This window comes from Demequina lutea (assembly GCF_013409005.1).
GTDB classification, from domain to species: Bacteria; Actinomycetota; Actinomycetes; order Actinomycetales; family Demequinaceae; genus Demequina; species Demequina lutea.
Genome location: NZ_JACBZO010000001.1, coordinates 2980892 through 2999253 on the forward strand (window position 1 = coordinate 2980892; position 18362 = coordinate 2999253).

An 18362-nucleotide genomic window follows, 5' to 3' on the forward strand; every position below is an offset into this window, starting at 1 on the left:
GTGGGTCAAATGACCGTTTCTATGCTCTCCAGGTTAGCCCTGCCAGGGCAGAGAGCGCAGCGTCGTTCTCTGCCGGGGTTCCGATCGTCAGGCGCACGCCCTCGTTCGTGAAGGGGCGGACGAGGATGGGGCGCGGCTGAGCGCCAAAGTGCGCGACCAACTCGGCCGTCTTGTCGCCCGCGGCTATCCATACGAAGTTGCCCTGCGAGTCGGGCAGATTCCAACCGTCGGCCGCAAGGGCCGCGACCACTCGGGCGCGCTCGGCGACGATGCCATCGACGCGCTCCAGGAGCTCCGGCAGGGCGTCGAGCGACGCGATCGCGGCGAACTGGGCCACCCCCGACACGGAGAACGGCGTGACGCAAGAGCGCACGGCGGTGATGATCGCCGCGGGGGCAATCGCGTATCCGACGCGTAGCCCGGCGAGGCCGTACGCCTTCGAGAAGGTGCGCAGCACCACGAGGTTGGGCCAGCGACCGATCATCTCCTGGCCGTGCACCGTCTCGGGGTCGGTCACATACTCGAGGTACGCCTCGTCGAGCACCACCACCACGTGCTCGGGAACCGCGCCCATGAATGCGACGAATTCGTCGGTGTGAACGCTGGGCCCGGTCGGGTTGTTGGGCGAACACACCATGACCACCTTGGTGCGCTCGGTGATGGCGGCCGCCATGGCCGGCAGGTCGTGACGCGCATCGGCGTCCAAGGGAACCGTCACGGGGGACGCGCCCGTGAGGAGCGTCAGGATGGGGTACGCCTCGAAGGAACGCCACGCGAAGACCACCTCATTGCCCGGCCCCGCGTACGCCTGCAGCACGTGGGCAAGCGCGGAGACGGAGCCCCCGCCGACGACCACCTCGGCAGGCGTGACCCCGTGGCGTTCCGCGAGTCGCTCCACCAGATCCGTCGCATACATGTCGGGGTAGCGGTGGATCGAGGCGCCTGCCGTCGCGAGCGCCTCGAGAACGGAAGGGAGCGGCGGCAGCGGGTTCTCGTTCGACGACGACTTGATGGGAGTCACACCGTTCACCAGGCCGCGAGCGCCGGGAACGTAAGGGGGGAGTGCGGCGACGTTTGGGAGCGGCTGAGGTGTGGTCATAGGCCGATCATGCCAGCGCGTGGCAGACTCGGTGTATGAAGTTCGTCCTCAGAGCCGCATTCGCGGCGCTCGCCGTCTGGATTGCCACCCTGCTTCCGCTCGATGTGGGGGTGACCGGTGGCAATGCCAACGATTGGTGGAGCCGACCGCTCGTCTTCCTCGCCATCGGCGCGCTTCTGGTGCTGCTCAACGCAATCATCAAACCGATCGTCAAGACTCTCGCGCTGCCGGTGATCATCCTCACCCTTGGCCTCTTCACCGCGGTCATCGCGTGGTTCATGCTCTGGCTCACCTCGTGGATCACGTCGAACATCGACGGCATTGACTTCACGATCGGCGGCTTCTGGAAGACCCTGATCGCCGCAATTGTGATCGCGGTGATTACGGCGGTGCTTGACCCCATCGCGAAGGACCGCAAGCGCTTGCGTCGTTAGCGTCGGTAGTAGGACGCTGGCGGCACCCACGCGCTCGCCGTTGCACGTGAAACAATGACGTCGTGACCGAGCCCACTGCTTCAGCTGCCCACCCGTTCCGCCCCACGGTGTCGTTGGCGGGGCTAGAGCCCGCGATCGCACTTGGCCCGCTCGACGGCCGCTACCGCGGCGCCGTCGCCTCGCTCGTCGACTACCTGTCAGAGCCCGCGCTCAACCGCATGCGCCTGCACGTCGAGGTCGAGTGGTTCATTCACCTGTGCGCGACCGACGCGGTGCCGGGGGTGCGCGTCCTGACCGCCACGGAACTCGACCTGTTGCGCGGAATCCCGGCCGGCTTCGACGCCGCAGGCATCGCGGAGCACGCCGCATTCGAACGCGAGACGGTCCACGACGTCAAGGCGATCGAGTACGTCATCAAGGCCCGCATCAAGGGCACGACGCTCGAGCCCCTGCGCGAGCTCGTGCACTTCGCGTGCACCTCCGAGGACATCAACAACCTGTCCTACGCGCTCATGATCCAAGGCGCCGTGCGTGAGGTGTGGCTGCCCGCCGCGACCGCGCTTGCGGACCAGCTCGCCGAGATGGCGCGGGCCTCGAAGAGCCAGCCGATGCTCGCGCGCACCCACGGCCAGCCCGCGACCCCCACGACGCTCGGCAAGGAACTCGCGGTCGTGACGCACCGCTTGCGCCGCCAGCTCGCGCGCATCAAGGGCGCGGAGTACTTGGGCAAGATCAACGGCGCGACCGGAACGTTTGGGGCGCACGCCGCCGCAGTGCCAGGGACGGATTGGGCGGCTGTGTCGCGCTCGTTTGTCGAGGGGCTGGGGTTGGCGTGGAACCCGCTCACGACGCAGATCGAGAGCCACGACTGGCAGGCAGAGCTCTACTCCGACGTTGCCCGGTTTGGCCGCATCCTGCACAACCTCGCAACCGACGTGTGGACCTACATCTCTCTTGGCTTCTTCGCGCAGGTGCGCGGCCAGGGCACGATCGGGTCCAGCGCGATGCCGCACAAGGTCAACCCCATCCGCTTCGAGAACGCCGAGGCCAACCTCGAGATCTCGGCGGCGCTGCTCGACACGCTGGGCGCCACGCTCGTCACGAGCCGCATGCAGCGCGACCTGACCGATTCGACCAGCCAGCGCAACATCGGCGTCGCGTTCGGCCACTCGCTGCTCGCGATCGACAACCTGCGCCGCGGGCTGGCCGGTCTCGACGTCAACCCCACGGCGCTCAATGCCGACCTCGACGCGAACTGGGAGGTGCTCGCCGAGCCCATCCAGTCGGCCATGCGCGCCGCCGCGATCGCCGGCGTGCCCGGCATGGACAACCCCTACGAGACCCTGCGCGACCTCACACGCGGCCGCCGCATCGGCGCCGACGACGTGCGCACCTTCGTGTCGGGGCTCGGGCTGCCGGCCGACGCGACCGAGCGGCTCATCGCCCTGACGCCCGGAAGCTATGTGGGCATCGCCGAGAAGCTGGTCGACGAGTACCTGGGGTAGGCGGGACGGGCTCCAGCCCCGCTAGGGCTTGGCGATCTCACTCCACACGTAGATCGGCCCGGTAGTCACGTGGGCGGAATCCATGGTGATCCTGCCCGCGACGGCATAGACGTCGAAGTTGTTTCCCAACGTCGCGCCGGGACATGCCGAGAACGCACCCTCGGGGTTGATGAGCGTCAGCGAGGCTGGGAGCGATGTGTTTGTCCACATGACGGGGGACGCGTCCTCGGGCTGCCACGGGCTGGTGATGGTGCCGATCACGGTGGACTGGGATACCGCGACGAACGTGAGTCCCTCAGTCGATACCTCGATGTCGGCGCCTGCGGGCCCCTGCAGGCCGTCGATCGTTGGCGAGTGGAGGACGGGATCCTCGGCTCCCATGTACCCACCCGCTACCGCCGAGCCAGCCGGATCCACCAGGCTGAAGGTCGGTAGCGACTGCGTCGAGTCCACATGGAACGGTACCGGGACGTGCTCGCTCTGCACGGGATTGCCAGATGAGTCGACATTGGAGTTGAGGCGCCGGTCGAGGCGCGCGAGGACCTCCTCCGAGGTGAGCCAGCCCGTGTCCTCGATGGCCATCCCCTCGACGCTCTGGGACGCACTGGGAAACACGAACCCACACTGGAACGGGCTGGTCGCAGGTTCGGACCCGGCCGTCGAGTCTGAGCCGGACGACGCCACGCTCAACTCACCCCACGGCATGTGGGTCGCACCCACCGCGAGCACGCCCACGGCCACTGCCGATGCACCGCCCACGCCCACCGCGCGCACCGTTCGGCGAGTATGCACCCGTCGCGCAATACCACCACCATGCCGATTCGCGAAGCGCGGTCCCGACATCCGTGCGGCATCGGCCGCTACGAGGTCGTTCATGACTGAGTGAAGGGAGTCGTCCATGTCAGCGGCCTTCCTTGCCTGAATGTGTCACGACCGGGATTCGATCGTTGTCTTCCACGTCCCCGAGCACCGACGCCAGTCGCGCCGACGCGTCGGCGAGGTAGCGCTTGACCGTGCCTTCAGCGAGGCCAAGTTGGGCGGCGATCTGGGGAACCGTGAGGTCGTCGTAGAACCTGAGCACCGTGCACGCGCGCTCGCGGGGAGGCAGGGTAGCGAGCGCCGCGCGGACGTCGAGGACCGCGTCGCGATCGCCCATGGAGATGGCCTCGTCTTGCTCGTAGGCCTGCCGCTCAAGGGCGGTGTCCCGCGTACGCCGGTGCCGCAAGCGATCGATGAATACGGACGGGATGGCGCGCCTCACGTAGGCCTCGGCGGCATTGACGTGGGTGAACGTGCGCCCCCTCGAGAAGGAGCGCACGAGCGCGTCCTGGAGCACGTCCTCCGCCTCGGCATCGTTTCCCGTCAGTAGCCGCGCATACGCGAGCAGGCCGGAGCCGCGCTCCCGCATCACCTCATCGAGGATGGGCTCCCACCGTGCCACGTCCGCCTCCGCTGTCTAGCCTGTCACGCACACAACGGGAGTGGTGGCCCGGATCGTTGGGTGACGCGGGCGAGAGGCCTTACGGCTTGCCCACCGGAATCCAGGCGTAGGTCGGACCAACGACCGTTCCGTCTGGGTGCTCGACGATCGAGCCCGCCACCGCATACAGGTCAATGCGTGAGGAGTCGACGGGGTTGGCGTCGCACGACTTGAGGGCCGCGGTCTCATCGAGCAGGTATATGCGTGCGCCGGCTTCGGGAAAACCGCCCCAATCCGCGTAGATCGGCGGAGCGTTCGTCGTCGAACCGTCCGGAGGCACCGTACCCGTGGCCACGACCCGTCCGTCCACGACTCCCACATAGGTCGCGCCCTCAGATGCCACCCAGTCGGTGGCGCTGTCCGTCGGAGCCGTGGGGATCCGAACCATGCTCGGTTCGGTGGTTCCGAACGCCACCGCTAGCCCGGAATCAGTGATCGTGTTGGCGAAGTGGACCGTCACCACCGGAACGAGGCCCGTGAGGTTGCCAACACCGGGTGCCTGGGAGGGGTCACTCGTGAAACTCGCCCGGATGGCCGCCGCCGCGTCGGTGCCGGTCATCCTCTGAGCGCCGTCGATCCAGAGGCCATCTGTCTTCGAGGACTCGGTGGGGAAGGTGAACCCGCACTGGAACGGGCTAGTGACGTCCTCGGGCTTGGCCGCGAGGCTCGGGTCGGTCACGTGGAAAATTTCGGTGGACAGGCTCGGCACGCCCGACGGCGCAGGGCTCGGCGTGTAGCAGTCGTCCGATGGGGTGGGCGTGGCGCCGCTCGGGTTCGCGAAGTCGGAGGTGCTGATGCCCTCGACCACGATCTCCGCACCACCCGAAGGCGCCGTGCCCCACTGGGCGTCGGCCGTCGGAGCCTGCGACACGGTCACCCGATAGCTCCCCGACGTTTCGAGCGTCGCCTTCAACGGATTGCCTTCCGCGTCGGTGAAGACGTACGAACCGTCAGGCTGCAACGCCGCCGTCAAGATCGCCGCACCGGTGGCGTTGTCCAACAACGAAACCGTGTCAGTGGGTGTATTGCCGGCGCGAACGGTCACCTCGTAGGTGAACGAGCCGTCGGAGGGTGACGGGGTCACGCAGTCGGTACCGCCCGCACCCGGAGCCGCACCCAGCACCCCCCACGGCATGTGCGTGGCGCCCACCACGAGCGCGCCGGCCGTGAGCATCGTGCCGCCGCCCACTCCCACCGCTCGCACGGTCCGGCGCCTGCGCACCCGGCCGGCGATGCGTCGGCCATAGGCCTCGGCGAAGTCGTCGTGCCCGAAGCGGGCCTCGGCCTCGCCCATCTCACCAGCCAGCAGGTTTCCAAGGTCGCCGTTCATGTCAGCGCCTTCCCTTCACCAAAGGTGCCGTCACCGGCACCGTGTTTTCTTCGCGTAGATCGAGTTCCGACCCCAAGAGACCCGCCAGCTTCGCCGACGCATCGGACAGGTAGCGCTTGACCGTCCCGTCCGCGAGCCCGAGGTGCGCGGAGATTTGCGCCACCGTGAGGTCGTCGTAGAAGCGGAGCACGACGCAAGCCCGCTCGCGCGGGGCGAGTTCGCGCAGGGCGCCGCGCACGTCCATCACGGCGTCGCGGTCGGAGGCTTGAGCGGCCACCTGGGGGTGGTCAGCGGGATCGCGCGGCACCGGCCTGAACTTGCGGGAACGGTCGATCACCACGCTGGGAATCGCCCGGCGCACATACGCCTCGGCCTGGTTGACGTGGTCGAACCGCCTGCCGCGGGAGAAGGTGCGGACCAGCGCGTCCTGCAGCACGTCGTGCGCCTCAGCATCGTCGCCCGTGAGCATCGCGGCGTAGGCGAGCAGTCGCGGAGCGCGCTCACGCATCACCTGCTCCAGCAGCGGTTCCCATCGGGCCATGTGTATCCCCCTCATCGGCATTGTCCCCCTGAGAACGAGGTGACCGCCATGAAACGTTGGGGTGCGCCGGTGCCACACCCCGACTGCCCTCCCGCGACGCTCCGAACCAATCCAGTCCCGCCACGCCGTCGGGCGCCGATGCTCGAGCCCCTGACGTCGGCGTGCCCGCCTGAGATTGGTTCGGAGCGTCGGAGCGGGCGGGGCGACACGTGGGACGCACGGCCCGGTTCGCTCGTTACAGTGAGCGTGATGAACGCCGACCCCGCCACTGATCCCGCAGCAGACGTCACCCCCGCGGGCGTCGCCACCGCAGACGCCCCCTCGATCCCCAGGCTGCGCGCCGAGGTCCTCATCGTGCTGGGTCTGTCGCTCGGCCAGAGCGCCGTGTACGCGATCATTGCGCTCATCCGGCGCTACATGGCCACCGCTCCGATCGGCAAGCAGTCCACGACCCTCAACCCGTCGCTGTCGAGCATCAACTACCTCAACATCATCTACCAGGTGCTGAGCATCGCCTTCGCGCTCGTGCCCGTCGCGCTCGCCCTGTACCTGCTCTCGAGCCACGGCGGCTCGTGGAGGGCGAGACTCGGCCTCAACCGGAACGGTCGCTCGCGGTGGCGCGACGTGGGGCTCGGCTTCGGGCTGGCGGCGGCCATCGGCCTTCCCGGACTGGGCCTTTACGCGGTGGGTCGCGCGATCGGCCAAACCGTGCGGATCGACACCTCCGGGCTGCCGCACCAGTGGTGGTCGGCCGTCATCCTGCTGGCCTCTGCGGGAGTGGCAGGGATGCTCGAGGAGGTCATCGTCGTCGGGTACCTCATCACCCGGCTCCAAGAAATGCGTTGGTCGCTGCCGGTGGCGATCCTGGCATCGGCGCTGCTCCGCGGCACCTATCACCTCTACCAGGGCTGGCCGATGGCGCTCGGCAACGCCGTGATGGGAGCCGTATTCGCCTGGGTGTTTGTGCGTACGGGCAGGCTCGGTCCACTGATCTTGGCGCACTGGACACTCGACGCGGTCTCCTTCATCGGCCCCGACGTCGTGCCTGCGAGTTGGATCAACGCGCTCAACGGCGGCTGAGACTCCCTCTCCGCGGGGCACTCGCCACGCGAGGGCGAATTGTGACGTTCGGGTGGCGCACGAGGCCACGATCGCCGACGATGTGGGAATGCGCATCCCTCAGCCGAATTACCCGCTCGCCCAACGGGCCACCCGGTGACCGCCCCCCGATGACGGCCCCCCGGTCGCTTGAGGCGGCCGCGGCGCCCAGGGAAGCGTTCGTGCTGAATGCCCGAACCGACACGTACTTCGGCGGAGTCACAGGGGACCCGTTCGACGAGACGGTCGAGCGCGCGCTCCGCTACATCGAGGCCGGCGCAGACTGCATCTTCGTGCCGGGCGTCGTCGAAGCGGACACCATCCGCCGGCTCGCCGCCGCCATTCCTGCGCCCCTCAACATCGTGGCCGGGCTGGCGAACACCATCGATACGCTCACGCTCTTCTCGCTCGGCGTCACGCGTGTGAGCCTGGGCGGCAGCCTCGCACGAGCCGCGCTCTCGCTCGTGGAACGCGCCGGCCGCGAGCTGCTCCTTTCCGGAACCCTCGGTTTTCTCGATGGCGCGATCTCCTACGCCGAGCTTCAGCGACGCTTCGACCAATGAACGGCGGCCGACGCTCCACTCCATGACGGGTCGCGGCCCATAGACTCACCTCATGCCCGCAGATGCTCCGCCCACGACCGGCGGCGATACGGCACCCGATGACCAGGCAGGAACCACCGCGGTGAGCGCCCCTGCGGCCAGCGCCCCCACCGTCACGGTGATCGACACTCCCGAAATCCGGGTCCACCGCGTCGCGGACCTCATTTCGCTCCTCGGTGTCGCCCTTGGCATCGTCATCGTGCTGCTGCTCGGCGCGTACGCGCGCGGCACCACAGATGGAATCACCGCGGACGTGCACGGGATCTCCGGGATTCTCCAGCGCCTGCTCATCGCGCCCGTCAACCTGTTCTCTGGAATCGTCACCCTGATCCTTCCCGCCGCCGTGGTCATCGACCTGGCTGTCCGCAGGGAGCCCCGCCGCATCTTGGAGGCGCTCACCGCGGCCGCGGTGGGCTTCGGGTTCACGCTCGTCACCGTCTTCCTGGTGCACCACTTCGGCTCGACCGGAGTGGAGGGCTCGCTCACGATCGGCGTGGGCGCCCACGCCACGGTCGCGCTGCCCGCCTATATCGCGGGCGTCGCGGCACTGCTCACGGTCGCGGGTAGACGAGGAACCCGCCGCACCCTCATGCTGTCGTGGAATGTGATGTGGCTCGCGATCGCCGTGGCCGTCATCTCCAGCATCGTCACTCTCCCGGCGGCGCTCCTGACGGTGCTGCTTGGCCGGCTCGCTGGACTTGGGATCCGCTACGCGCTCGGATCCACGACGGACCGCGCGTATGGCGACGCACTCGTCGACGGCATCAAGCGCGCCGGCTTCTCTCCCAAACGCCTTGTACGCGCCGACCCCTCCTCGAGTCAGGCAACTCAGGAACTCGACGAGGTATCGACCGCGCTTGGCCGCACGCGTCACGGCCGCGTCTATTCGCTGCTGACCAAGGAGAACTACCACCTCATCGTGGTGACGCTCGATGCCGACCAGCACGCCGTCGGCTTCCTCACGAAGCTGTGGCAATCCGCGCGGTTGCGCGGCATCGACGCGCGCGCCGACGTGTCCCTGCGGCATTCCGCGGAGGCGACCGCGCTCGTGTCCCACGCGGCTCGCGGTGCCGGAGTGCGCACCGCCCGCGTGCTGGGCATGGCACAGGCCCGCGACTCGATGATCGTCGTCTACCAACGCCCATTGGCGGCACGCCCTCTCGCCGACATCGACCCCGCGGAGGTCACCGACGCCGCGGTCGACGCCATCTGGGATCAAGTGATGAAGTCCCACGACGCGGGAATTTCGCACCGCTCGCTCAGCGCGGACACGGTGCTCGTTGGCCACGACGAACTCGTCGGACTTCCCACCGTATGGCTCACCAGTTGGGAGCTCGGCGAGGTCGCCACGACCGAGCTCGCCAAACGCATCGACTGTGCCCAACTCGTCGCGATGCTCGCGCCCATCATCGGCGCGGAACGCGCGGTCGCGTCGGCGTTCCGCGCCTTGGACGACGCCGGCGTTGAGGCGTTCGCGCCGATGTTGCAGTCGATCGTGCTTCCGCGCGCCACGAGGCACGCGATGAGGGCATCGGAAATCAACCTGGGCGTGGTCCGCAAGGAGATCGTCGAGCGACTTCCCGATGCCGACGTCGAGCCCGAAAAGATCGCCCGGTTTGGCCCACGCACGGTCTTCACCCTTGCGGCGGGCATCATCGCGGCCCTGGTGGTCTTCGCCTCGTTCAACACCGAGAACGTGCTCAACGCGCTACGCGACTCCAACCCGTGGTGGCTGCTCGCCGCCCTCGCTTGGGCGCTCGCCACGTTCGCCGGCGCTGCGGTGGCCCTGATGGCCTTCTCCCCGATTCGCTTGCCGTGGAACAGGGCGCTTCTGGCGCAAGTGGCGGCCGCCTACATCGCGCTTGCAGCGCCAGCCGGCGTGGGGCCCGCAGCCCTCAACATGCGCCTCCTCACGCGTCGCAAGGTCCCCGCTCCCCTTGCCGTCGCGACGGTCGCACTCGTGCAGGTGAGCGCGGTGGTCGTCACCGTGGTCGGCCTGATCGTGCTGTCGCTCATCACCGGTTCCGAGGGGACCCTTGCCGCACTCCCCTCGAGCTCCGTGCTCGTCGGCGTGATCGTCACCGCGGTCGTGGTGGCCATCGCCATGATCGTGCCGCGGGTCCGCACGTGGGCTCTCGGAAGGCTCCGGCCCCTCGTGCGCCAGACGTGGCCGCGCCTCGCCCAGGTGCTGAGCCAGCCGTGGCGTCTCGCGCTCGGCATCGGCGGCAACCTGTTGCTCACCGTGGCCTACGTGGGCGCGTTCGACTCGACGCTGCGTGCCTTCGGGCAGCACATGCCGCTCATCGACGTCACCGTGCTGTTCCTGCTCGGAAACGCCGTGGGAGCCATCGTGCCCACCCCCGGTGGCCTTGGCGCGGTCGAAGGCGCGCTCACCGCCGGGCTGATCTCCGCGGGTCTTCCCAAGGAAATTGCCGCGTCTGTTGTCGTTCTTTACCGTCTGATCAGCTATTGGGCACGCATCCCGATGGGGTACGTCGCCATGAGGTTCCTCCAACGAAAGGGCGAACTTTAGCGTGTCGGTTGTTGGTCTAGTTCAGCAACTGACGCTAACTCAGCAAAGTGCGCGAGGGCCTCTAGCAATTGCTAGGTTGTAGCGCTGTTTTTCGCCGAATTCTCAGTGATGAGCGTCGCGCTTCTCGTCGGTTACTCCCCCCGAAGCCGCAAACGCCGGGCCTAGTCGACGACCGTGACGGATGCAAAACTCGCGGGGTCAGCGCCGTCGACGATCTGACGGGCGCAAGTGATGACGGCGGTCGCGACCGCCCGCGTGTAATTGCTGCGGACAAAGTTGATGGAGTCGGCCACCGGCGCTAGTCCACGGAGTCGAACCCGGATGACAGTAAGGCCGGCCGCGCGGTACACGTCGTCGCGTTGCAGGTCGGCCGCAGGAAAGCCTTCCTCGTGGGTGGAGCCGCCATGCAGTTCTGCCGGATGGTCAACTTCGATGACGAGGCTGTCACCGATGAGGATGTCGGGAGTGGCCCTCCAAGTGGCCCCGGTCGGGTAATACACGTCAGGCACCGTGACAGTAACTCCCGTCCGCACCGGCAACCCCGCGTCAACGCAGGCCGCGATGAGAGAGCGTTCGTCCTTGCCAGTCCACGTCTCGCGACGACTGGGGGCGACGGAGCCAAGGGCGGCATCCCAGACGACCTTCTTCGGAGGAACGGGCTTCCACCAGCGAACTCCCTGAGCGCGGCAGGCGCGGATGCACCTCTCGAAAGCAATCAACCCCCTAGGTCGCGACCTGTCATGGCGACGTGTCGCGGATCGGTGGCCGTCCGCCACACGTCGCGCGTCAGTTTGTCAGCGGCACGAACCTTCGCCTGGTCGCCACCTCGGGTGTCGAAAGCGTCCGGATCGCACTGTCGGCACAGGTGAGAAGCGATCGGTTCGTTGAGGTGGTCAACACGGTCGACGAGGTGGCCCTCGGGGCAGCGCGGCCCGTGAGCGATCAGGACGCACCGACGGCAGGCAGCGGAGGAAATGTCGTACCGCTTCCACGCGCCACGTTTCGAGACCGAGGAAAGGGTCTCGCGCCACCGGTGGCCCTCGGGGCATCGCCAGAACCACGCGACGGTCGACAGTGAGGTGGGCACCTGAGACAAGTCGATGCCATCGTTGGCGTCGGTGTCCCAGCGCTCGAGCGCGAGCGGGCGTCTCGACGTGTCGAAAGTGCCAACGGAGGAGGCCTTCGGCTTCCATTCGGCAGGGGTGTAGCCGACCGTTGAGTTGAAGAAATCTTCGACGTCATCCAAGACAGTGAGGATACGGCGCGCCGGTGACAGGAGACGCGGAGAATCAGCGCGGCTAAGCGCCAGTCGATGGAGTGACACCGGCTGCAAATAGAACTCTAAGCGCATCGGGCGGGTTGTCCGGCGAGCCCTCGACAGCCTCCAGGATTGCTCGTCCCTCGGGCGTTTCGACGAGCAGGTGCCGGTCGCGCGCACAGTGTGCCTTGAGGACGTTCCACACGACCCCGGTGTTGACGCCGTTGCCCATCTGCTTGAACGTCGCCTTGTCGGTCTGCCCCTCGAACGAGTAGCCGTCGGGCAGTCCTTGCAATCGCGCCGCCTCTCGCGCGGACAGTTTCCGCCGCAGCGGCCCGAGGACTGGCGTCTGGGTAATGGCAACTAGCGCAGGCAGGTGGGTCATGCGCTTGGCACGCAAACCGCTCGGCCGGAATGAGATCACGCAACCCCACAGGCTCTGGGTGTCTTGCGCTTGCCACTCCAACTTGCGTCGCGACTCCGGGAACTTCCGCACGTCGTGCAGCCAGCCTTTGACCAACTTGTCGTCGACCCCGCGAAGAGCGTCGAACAGGTCAAAGTTTTTGCGCAGGAAGTCGGCCTCCCAGGCGGGCGCACCTTCGAGCAGTCCCTCACGAGCCTTCTTTGTTGCGACCCATGCGTCAGTCCAGATCGGGAACCCGGGCAGCCGTCGCTGAGCCTCACCGACACTCGTCGCCTGCCAACGACGCCACTCGCGCATGAACTGGACCATCAACTCCCAATGCCCAATCCACGCGACCTCGTCGGCCGAGAGCGCGGTACCCGGCACGTCGGTGGCGCTATCAAGCGGCAGGTCCTCCTTGAGGTCCCACTCACGACGTATCAGTACCCGGTCCGGCAGCATCAGTTGCGCAGGGTTGGGGTCACGGGGCATCGCGTCCGGGATGAGCATTGCCGTGATGAAGACGCGCTCGCGTCGTGTTCACGCTTCAACGAAGCCTGGGCCGCGGTCGGCGAGAACACCGCCATCAACGAGGCCAAAAAGCGGGCGGGAGTCTTCAGCTTCTTCCCTGTAACGGAGGCCGTACATGACGAAAACGGCTGGAACCCCCATAGCCACTTCGTCTACCTTGCCAAACGTCCACTTACCCAGGCTGAAGAGTCGGATCTTTTCATCGCATGGGCGGCCGCACGGCGGCGAACATACATCGCGACGGGAGGAGCGGCACCTGTGCTCACGGGCTCAGAGTTCGAGCGGATCACCGACAAACATCACAGCGAGCGCCTCGCTCGCTACCTGACGAAGCAGAATTTTCGCCACGCAGTGTTGCTCGCGCGCGAAGGCGGGACCTATACCTCGCGGCACCCTTGGCAAATACTGCTTGACGCCATGGCATCCAACGATTCAGCGTCCAACATTACTCTCCTCAACGAGTACGCCGAAGCCAGCCGGTCAAAGCACACACTTCTGAAGACACCAAACCTTCAGGAACTACTTGACCAGCGGCTCGGAGGAGTCGACGTGGGAAGACGCCGCAACTTCCGAAGAAAGGGAAATGGTGCACCACCAGATCGCCGACCTTCGATCATTTCGCGCGGACGCCGAAACTGAGATCTCGATGCGCAAGTCGATTGAAGCCACGGAAGATTTTGGAATGGGCCGCGCGACGTGTGGACAACGCGGCATTCAAATCGAGAATGCCCCGCAACCGGTGGAGCAGTTGGCCATTCTGAAACGGCGCCGACTCGCTTGAAGACGCAAGGTCCAGCAATTAGCAACCAAGTTGGCGCGATTCGCCCTAGCGCAGCTGCTCCCAGGCTTGCGCGGCGGTCTGATGCAGCGACTCACGACATCTCCAGGTTAGGTAGCGAGAGCCTGTGTAATTTCCCCTGGCGGCCGTGTAATCGATGGGAAATCAGAGAGGAAAAGTGGTTCCCGAAACCTGTAACAATGCGAAATACGTCGTTCGGTGTGGCATACCAGCAATGCAAGTAGGCCGCGACAGCGGCGCACAATTATCTAACTGGCTCGGATCCAGCCAGGAGGCCGGTCGCCGCGCGGGAAAGGAACATGACGATGTCTGTAAGCGAAGTCGAGTTCATCGAAGATTCAATCGAACCGGACGATTTTGTCCTTCAGTGGCTACTCCCTAGTGAAAGGTGGCACCGCGTTGACGGGCCCGCAATCATCGCGCGCAGGTACGGTGCGTACGGCGAGTCCTACTTCCAAAACGGCCAACAGCACAGCGACGACGGACCAGCCGTTTTCGAGTTCCATCCGAACCTCGAGCGCTTGAAGTTGAGTTGGTATCGCCACGGTGAGCACCACAGGTCGGACGGGCCCGCAGTCATCGAATACGACTTCAACGGAACCGCGATTGTCGTGGAGTGGTGGGTAGATGGTCGCCAGATCAAGCGAGTCGAGCGGCCGAGCGACACGGCGCCCTCAGACACCGTCTAGGTGTTGCGTCTCATGAGGTTGTTGACATGGTTCGGGGTGTGAGGGAGGGATAGGCCCGAGGGCACGATGGAAGTACCACTACATCCGCCTGCTGCAAGGACCTATCCCTCATGCACCACGCTAACGCGCCGTTGACCCCTGAAGGCCGCCTGCGACTGATCCGCCGCTGCCAGTCTCGCCCGATCGCTCACGTTGCCGCAGAGGCTGGCGTGTCGCGGGAGTGTCTATCGAAGTGGAAGGCCAGGTTCGAACGCGATGGTGTCGCCGGGCTCGAGGATCACTCCTCGGCTCCTCACCGCCGTCCCACCCAGCTTGACGCGGCGGTGGTGGACCTGATCGAGGAGTGGCGGCGTGAGCGACACTTGACCGCGCGTGCGATCCGCACCGAGCTCGCCGCCCATGGCCACCACGTGTCGCTGGCGAGCGTGGGTCGGTGGCTTGAAACGCCTGGGTATCTCCCGGCTGCGTGACCTGGACCCTGACGGGTCAACCAACCGTGTCGTGCGCACCATCACGGCACGCTTTCCCGGCCACATGGTCCACATTCATGTGAAGAAGGTCGGCCGTATCTCCGACGGTGGCGGACATCGTGGCCAAGGCAGAGGACCCAGTCAGCATCGTGCCGCCCAGCGTGCGAAGACCGCTGGCGCCAGAGCCGGCTACGTGTTCCTGCACTCGATCGTTGACGGTTACTCACGTCTGGCCTACACCGAACACCTCGGCGACGAATAGTCCTCCACCACGATCGGTTTCTACACCCGGGCCCGCGTCTTCTTCCGAGCCCACGGCATCGACCGCGTCGTGACGGTCGTGACCGATAACGGATCGAACTATCGGGCCAAAGAGTTCACACGGGTGATCGCAGCGACCGCGTCTAAGCACCAGTACATCCGGCCCTACACACCCCGCCACAACGGCAAAGTCGAACGCTACAACCGCACCCTCGCCGTCGCCCTCCCTGTCAGGCTGTAGTGAGACATGCCGGAGCCCCCGGGCCCACCGTGGAGGGTGGTGATAGGAGACAGTTTCGTGAGTAGCAATAGTCCAGTTCTTCCTGGTGTCGAAGATGGTCCGGTGGCGAGCCCAGGAGAAGTAGTCGTAGATCCGGCCGCTCGTCCGGTCCGGCGCTCGTTCACGGCGGCCTACCGGGCGAGGGTGGTTGCGGAGTATGAGGCGGCACCGCACGGCAGCAAGGCTGCCGTGTTGCGTCGTGAGGGCTTGTACCAGTCCCAGATCCGTGAGTGGGCTCGCGCACGTGATGCGGTGACCCGTGGCGCCTCGGCCCCTCGGAGGGCGCATCGAGAGCCAGCGTGGGCGAGAAGGACGATCCGGGGCGGTTGCGGGCGGAGAACCAGCGGCTGGTCCGCGAGTTGGCCAAGTCGCAGGTGGTGGTGGAGATCATGGGAAAACTGCAAGGGCTCTTGGAGCACATCTCCGAGAGCACGGGCACGCCACCGTCGTCGAGGAGACGATGAGAGCGACATTCACCGAGTTGCGTGCGGTCGCGGTACCGATCAGCCGGTCCTGCGCACTGCTGGGCCGGGCCAGGGCCACCCACTACCGTCACGCCCGCGGACCGGTGCACGGGCCCCGGCCGGTGCGTGCGGTGCCCGAGAACGGGCAGGTGCTCTCACCGGCCGAGCGGGTGGCGGTGCTCACGCTGATCAACACCGAGGCGTATGCGGACCTCTCGATCGGCCAGATCTGGGCCAGGGAGCTCGACGAGGGCCGCTACTGGTGCTCGGCCTCGAGCATGTACCGGATCGCCCGGGCGGCCGGACAGAGCCGCGAACGGCGACGGCTGGCGACCCACCCCGCCAAGGTCAAACCCGAACTGCTGGCCGGCGGGTCGTCGCAGGTGTGGACCTGGGACATCACCAAACTGCGCGGCCCGGCCAAGGGAATCTTCTACCAACTCTACGGCTGATCGACATCTACTCCCGGTTCAACCCGTCCTGGATCATCGCCCAAGTCGAGGACTCCGCACTGATCGACCGCAACGGCGCCGTCCCGCCCACCGTGCACGCCGACCGCGGCACCTCGATGACCTCCAAACCCGTGTCGGCGCTGCTGGCCGACCTGGGCGTGACCCGCTCGCATTCGCGGCCTCGGGTCAGCAACGACAACCCGTTCTCCGAGGCCCAGTTCAAGACGCTGAAGTACCTGCCTGAGTTCCCGAAAGCCTTCGCTTCGCTGGCTCACGCCCGCGAGTTCTGTGCCGGCTTCTTCCACGAGTACAACTACATCCACCGCCACTCCGCGATCGCCTGACACACCCGGCCTCGGTCCACTTCGGCACCACCGACGCGATCGACCAGGACCGACAGAACACCCTCACCGCCGCCTACCACGCCCATCCCGAGCGGTTGGCCACCGACCGCACCCGCCGGTAATGCCCACCCAGTCCTGGATCAACCAGCCCAAGGTCGAACCCCAGATGAACTGACCACAACCGTCTCAGTTGACTTGACAGATTCCGGATCGATCTGGCGTGACACTACGCGAGGGCGACTTGAACCGTCACATACGAGTGCGCCGGGATCTCCAACCGCACGGAGGTGCCATAGCGCGAAGCATCCGACGCGACGTCAAAGTCACGAACGACAACTTCCTCTGGAGATTCGAAAGTGTTGTGCGAACGCGTTGAATCTGCGGTGAGGATTCTCCCGTGGCACTCCACCACGGCGCCGCCCCGAAGATCGAGATCCACCAACACGGCGTCGTCAGCATCAAGGTTGGTCAACGACACGAGCGCATTTTCCCCCTTGCGCGAGGCAGAGATTGATACGGTGTCGAGCTGCACACCATTCACATTGCGATCGGCAGCCCGACTCGTAATGTGGACTGGAAGAGAGAGTGCATCGTGGTGGCCGACGTTCATTGCGAACACGTGATAAGTCGGGGTAAGCACAAGGGTGTTGTTTTCGGGATCCGTGAGCACCATCGCCTGCAGCACGTTGACGGTCTGAGCGATGTTGGCCATAACAAGCCGGTCGGCATGTGCATGGAAGGCGTCGAAGTGGACGCTCGCCACAAGTGCATCTCGCATGGTGTTCTGCTGGTACAGGAAACCGGGGTTGGTCTCCGGCTCCACTCCGTGCCAAGTCCCCCATTCGTCGAGCACGAGACCAATACTCTTTTGGGGGTCGTAAATGTCCATGACGTCGCCGTGTCGGCGGATGATTTCGTCGATACGGCGCGCCTGGATCATTGTCGCGTAATAGTCGTCGGCCGAAAACTCAAGCGCGCTGCCAACAGTGTCCCTCGGCACGGGAATCGTGTAGTAATGAAATGAGATCGCCTGATAAGGGCTCTGAGGACTTTCAGGGCAGGTCACACAACCGATCGATTTCATCAGCGACTCGGTCCAAGAATAGTCATCGTCCCTTGCCCCTGCCGCGATTCGGTAGAGCGTATTCTCTCCATGGTCGCGCAAGTAAGTCGCGTACTGGTGGGCGAGGTCGGCATATGCGTCAGCCTTCATCCGCCCCCCGCAGCCCCAGGGCTCGTTTCCAATGCCCCAGAAGGGGACACGCCACGGCTTTTCTCGGCCGTGACTACTACGCAGCGAAGCCATCGGCGAGTCACCTTCGCGTGTGAGGTACTCCACCCATTCACTCATCTCCCGCACTGTTCCCGAGCCAACGTTTCCATTGACGTACGGCTCGGCGCCTAACAGGTCGCACAGAGCCATGAACTCGTGCGTGCCGAAGCTGTTGTCCTCGACGACATCTCCCCAGTGGCTGTTGACCATCCGGGGGCGCGCTGCACGCGGGCCGACGCCGTCGCGCCAGTGATACTCGTCAGCAAAGCAACCACCGGGCCACCTCAGGTTAGGGATCCTGAGAGTGCGTAGCGCCTCAACGACGTCCCGCCGAATACCTCCTTCGTGGGGAATCTTCGAATCCTCACCCACCCAGAATCCTCCGTAGATGCATCGGCCGAGGTGCTCAGCAAAATGGCCGTACAGGTGCCGGCTGATCTTCGGTCCAGTCACATCGAGGTCAATAACACCGTTAACATGCTTACCAGACATAATACTCCTTAACAATATACGAGT

19 protein-coding genes and 1 pseudogene are annotated in these 18362 nt (G+C 65.8%); 11 read left to right on the forward strand and 9 right to left on the reverse strand.

Annotated features, from left to right (window positions below):
* Positions 1-19: 19 nt before the first annotated feature.
* The gene (hisC, locus tag BKA03_RS14360; protein WP_062075224.1) at positions 20-1099 is read right to left on the reverse strand and encodes a histidinol-phosphate transaminase; all 1080 of its coding nucleotides are present in this window, start codon (positions 1097-1099) and stop codon (positions 20-22) included.
* Positions 1100-1134: 35 nt separating this feature from the next.
* Here hisC and BKA03_RS14365 point away from each other — a divergent pair, with 35 nt between their 5' ends.
* Together BKA03_RS14365 and purB are read left to right on the forward strand one after the other, a co-directional pair.
* Entirely contained in the window at positions 1135-1533 is a 399-nt protein-coding gene (locus tag BKA03_RS14365; RefSeq protein ID WP_062075225.1) for a phage holin family protein, read from the forward strand.
* A gap of 62 nt (positions 1534-1595) precedes the next feature.
* Positions 1596-3038, forward strand: a complete 1443-nt coding sequence (gene purB / locus BKA03_RS14370; RefSeq protein WP_062075226.1) for an adenylosuccinate lyase — start codon at positions 1596-1598, stop codon at positions 3036-3038.
* A 21-nt stretch (positions 3039-3059) separates the two neighbouring features.
* Here purB and BKA03_RS14375 read toward each other — a convergent pair whose 3' ends face one another.
* The 4 genes from BKA03_RS14375 to BKA03_RS14390 all read right to left on the reverse strand — a co-directional run bounded on the left by BKA03_RS14375 (position 3060) and on the right by BKA03_RS14390 (position 6389).
* Positions 3060-3938 (reverse strand): hypothetical protein, encoded by an 879-nt coding sequence (locus BKA03_RS14375; protein ID WP_062075227.1) that lies wholly within the window; start codon positions 3936-3938, stop codon positions 3060-3062.
* A gap of 1 nt (position 3939) precedes the next feature.
* On the reverse strand, positions 3940-4479 hold the full coding sequence (locus BKA03_RS14380; RefSeq protein ID WP_062075228.1) for a sigma-70 family RNA polymerase sigma factor: 540 nt from the start codon (positions 4477-4479) through the stop codon (positions 3940-3942).
* Positions 4480-4558: 79 nt separating this feature from the next.
* Positions 4559-5848 carry a hypothetical protein gene (locus BKA03_RS14385; RefSeq protein ID WP_062075229.1) on the reverse strand — a complete coding sequence of 430 codons (1290 nt, stop codon included), beginning with the start codon at positions 5846-5848 and terminating at the stop codon, positions 4559-4561.
* A gap of 1 nt (position 5849) precedes the next feature.
* Complete coding sequence (locus BKA03_RS14390) at positions 5850-6389, reverse strand: sigma-70 family RNA polymerase sigma factor (RefSeq protein WP_062075230.1); 540 nt, start codon at positions 6387-6389, stop codon at positions 5850-5852.
* 249 nt (positions 6390-6638) lie between these two features.
* On the opposite strand from BKA03_RS14390, the gene BKA03_RS14395 reads away from it, so the two are divergent.
* The 3 genes from BKA03_RS14395 to BKA03_RS14405 all read left to right on the forward strand — a co-directional run bounded on the left by BKA03_RS14395 (position 6639) and on the right by BKA03_RS14405 (position 10622).
* The gene (locus BKA03_RS14395; RefSeq protein ID WP_083971641.1) at positions 6639-7469 is read left to right on the forward strand and encodes a CPBP family intramembrane glutamic endopeptidase; all 831 of its coding nucleotides are present in this window, start codon (positions 6639-6641) and stop codon (positions 7467-7469) included.
* A 149-nt stretch (positions 7470-7618) separates the two neighbouring features.
* The gene (locus BKA03_RS14400) at positions 7619-8050 is read left to right on the forward strand and encodes an isocitrate lyase/phosphoenolpyruvate mutase family protein (RefSeq protein WP_062075231.1); all 432 of its coding nucleotides are present in this window, start codon (positions 7619-7621) and stop codon (positions 8048-8050) included.
* 52 nt (positions 8051-8102) lie between these two features.
* On the forward strand, positions 8103-10622 hold the full coding sequence (locus BKA03_RS14405; protein WP_062075232.1) for a lysylphosphatidylglycerol synthase transmembrane domain-containing protein: 2520 nt from the start codon (positions 8103-8105) through the stop codon (positions 10620-10622).
* A 161-nt stretch (positions 10623-10783) separates the two neighbouring features.
* Here the strand turns inward: BKA03_RS14405 and BKA03_RS14410 are convergent, their stop codons facing one another.
* The 3 genes from BKA03_RS14410 to BKA03_RS14420 all read right to left on the reverse strand — a co-directional run bounded on the left by BKA03_RS14410 (position 10784) and on the right by BKA03_RS14420 (position 12745).
* Entirely contained in the window at positions 10784-11131 is a 348-nt protein-coding gene (locus tag BKA03_RS14410; RefSeq protein ID WP_152649550.1) for a PDDEXK family nuclease, read from the reverse strand.
* A 206-nt stretch (positions 11132-11337) separates the two neighbouring features.
* Positions 11338-11868, reverse strand: coding sequence for a zinc-ribbon domain-containing protein (locus tag BKA03_RS14415; protein WP_062075234.1), 531 nt, complete (start codon positions 11866-11868; stop codon positions 11338-11340).
* 52 nt (positions 11869-11920) lie between these two features.
* Positions 11921-12745 carry a DNA cytosine methyltransferase gene (locus tag BKA03_RS14420; RefSeq protein WP_373366738.1) on the reverse strand — a complete coding sequence of 275 codons (825 nt, stop codon included), beginning with the start codon at positions 12743-12745 and terminating at the stop codon, positions 11921-11923.
* A gap of 3 nt (positions 12746-12748) precedes the next feature.
* Between BKA03_RS14420 and BKA03_RS15035 the strand changes: the two genes are divergently transcribed.
* The 6 genes and pseudogenes from BKA03_RS15035 (at position 12749) to BKA03_RS15465 (ending at position 16573) form a co-directional block, all read left to right on the forward strand.
* Positions 12749-13453, forward strand: coding sequence for a hypothetical protein (locus BKA03_RS15035; RefSeq protein ID WP_218856208.1), 705 nt, complete (start codon positions 12749-12751; stop codon positions 13451-13453).
* Positions 13454-13918: 465 nt separating this feature from the next.
* The gene (locus BKA03_RS14430; RefSeq protein ID WP_152649552.1) at positions 13919-14302 is read left to right on the forward strand and encodes a hypothetical protein; all 384 of its coding nucleotides are present in this window, start codon (positions 13919-13921) and stop codon (positions 14300-14302) included.
* A 110-nt stretch (positions 14303-14412) separates the two neighbouring features.
* Positions 14413-15241, forward strand: a pseudogene (locus BKA03_RS14435) (helix-turn-helix domain-containing protein); the annotation flags it as partial.
* Between the two features lie 371 nt (positions 15242-15612).
* A complete protein-coding gene (locus BKA03_RS14440; protein ID WP_179398117.1) occupies positions 15613-15777 on the forward strand; it encodes a hypothetical protein in 165 nt (54 codons plus the stop codon).
* Entirely contained in the window at positions 15774-16229 is a 456-nt protein-coding gene (locus tag BKA03_RS15460; RefSeq protein ID WP_257020142.1) for a hypothetical protein, read from the forward strand. The genes BKA03_RS14440 and BKA03_RS15460 overlap by 4 nt, the downstream gene beginning before the upstream one ends.
* 116 nt (positions 16230-16345) lie before the next feature.
* Positions 16346-16573, forward strand: coding sequence for an integrase core domain-containing protein (locus tag BKA03_RS15465; protein ID WP_257020143.1), 228 nt, complete (start codon positions 16346-16348; stop codon positions 16571-16573).
* A 226-nt stretch (positions 16574-16799) separates the two neighbouring features.
* Here BKA03_RS15465 and BKA03_RS14450 read toward each other — a convergent pair whose 3' ends face one another.
* Complete coding sequence (locus BKA03_RS14450; RefSeq protein WP_062076297.1) at positions 16800-18338, reverse strand: alpha-N-arabinofuranosidase; 1539 nt, start codon at positions 18336-18338, stop codon at positions 16800-16802.
* Between the last annotated feature and the right edge of the window lie 24 nt (positions 18339-18362).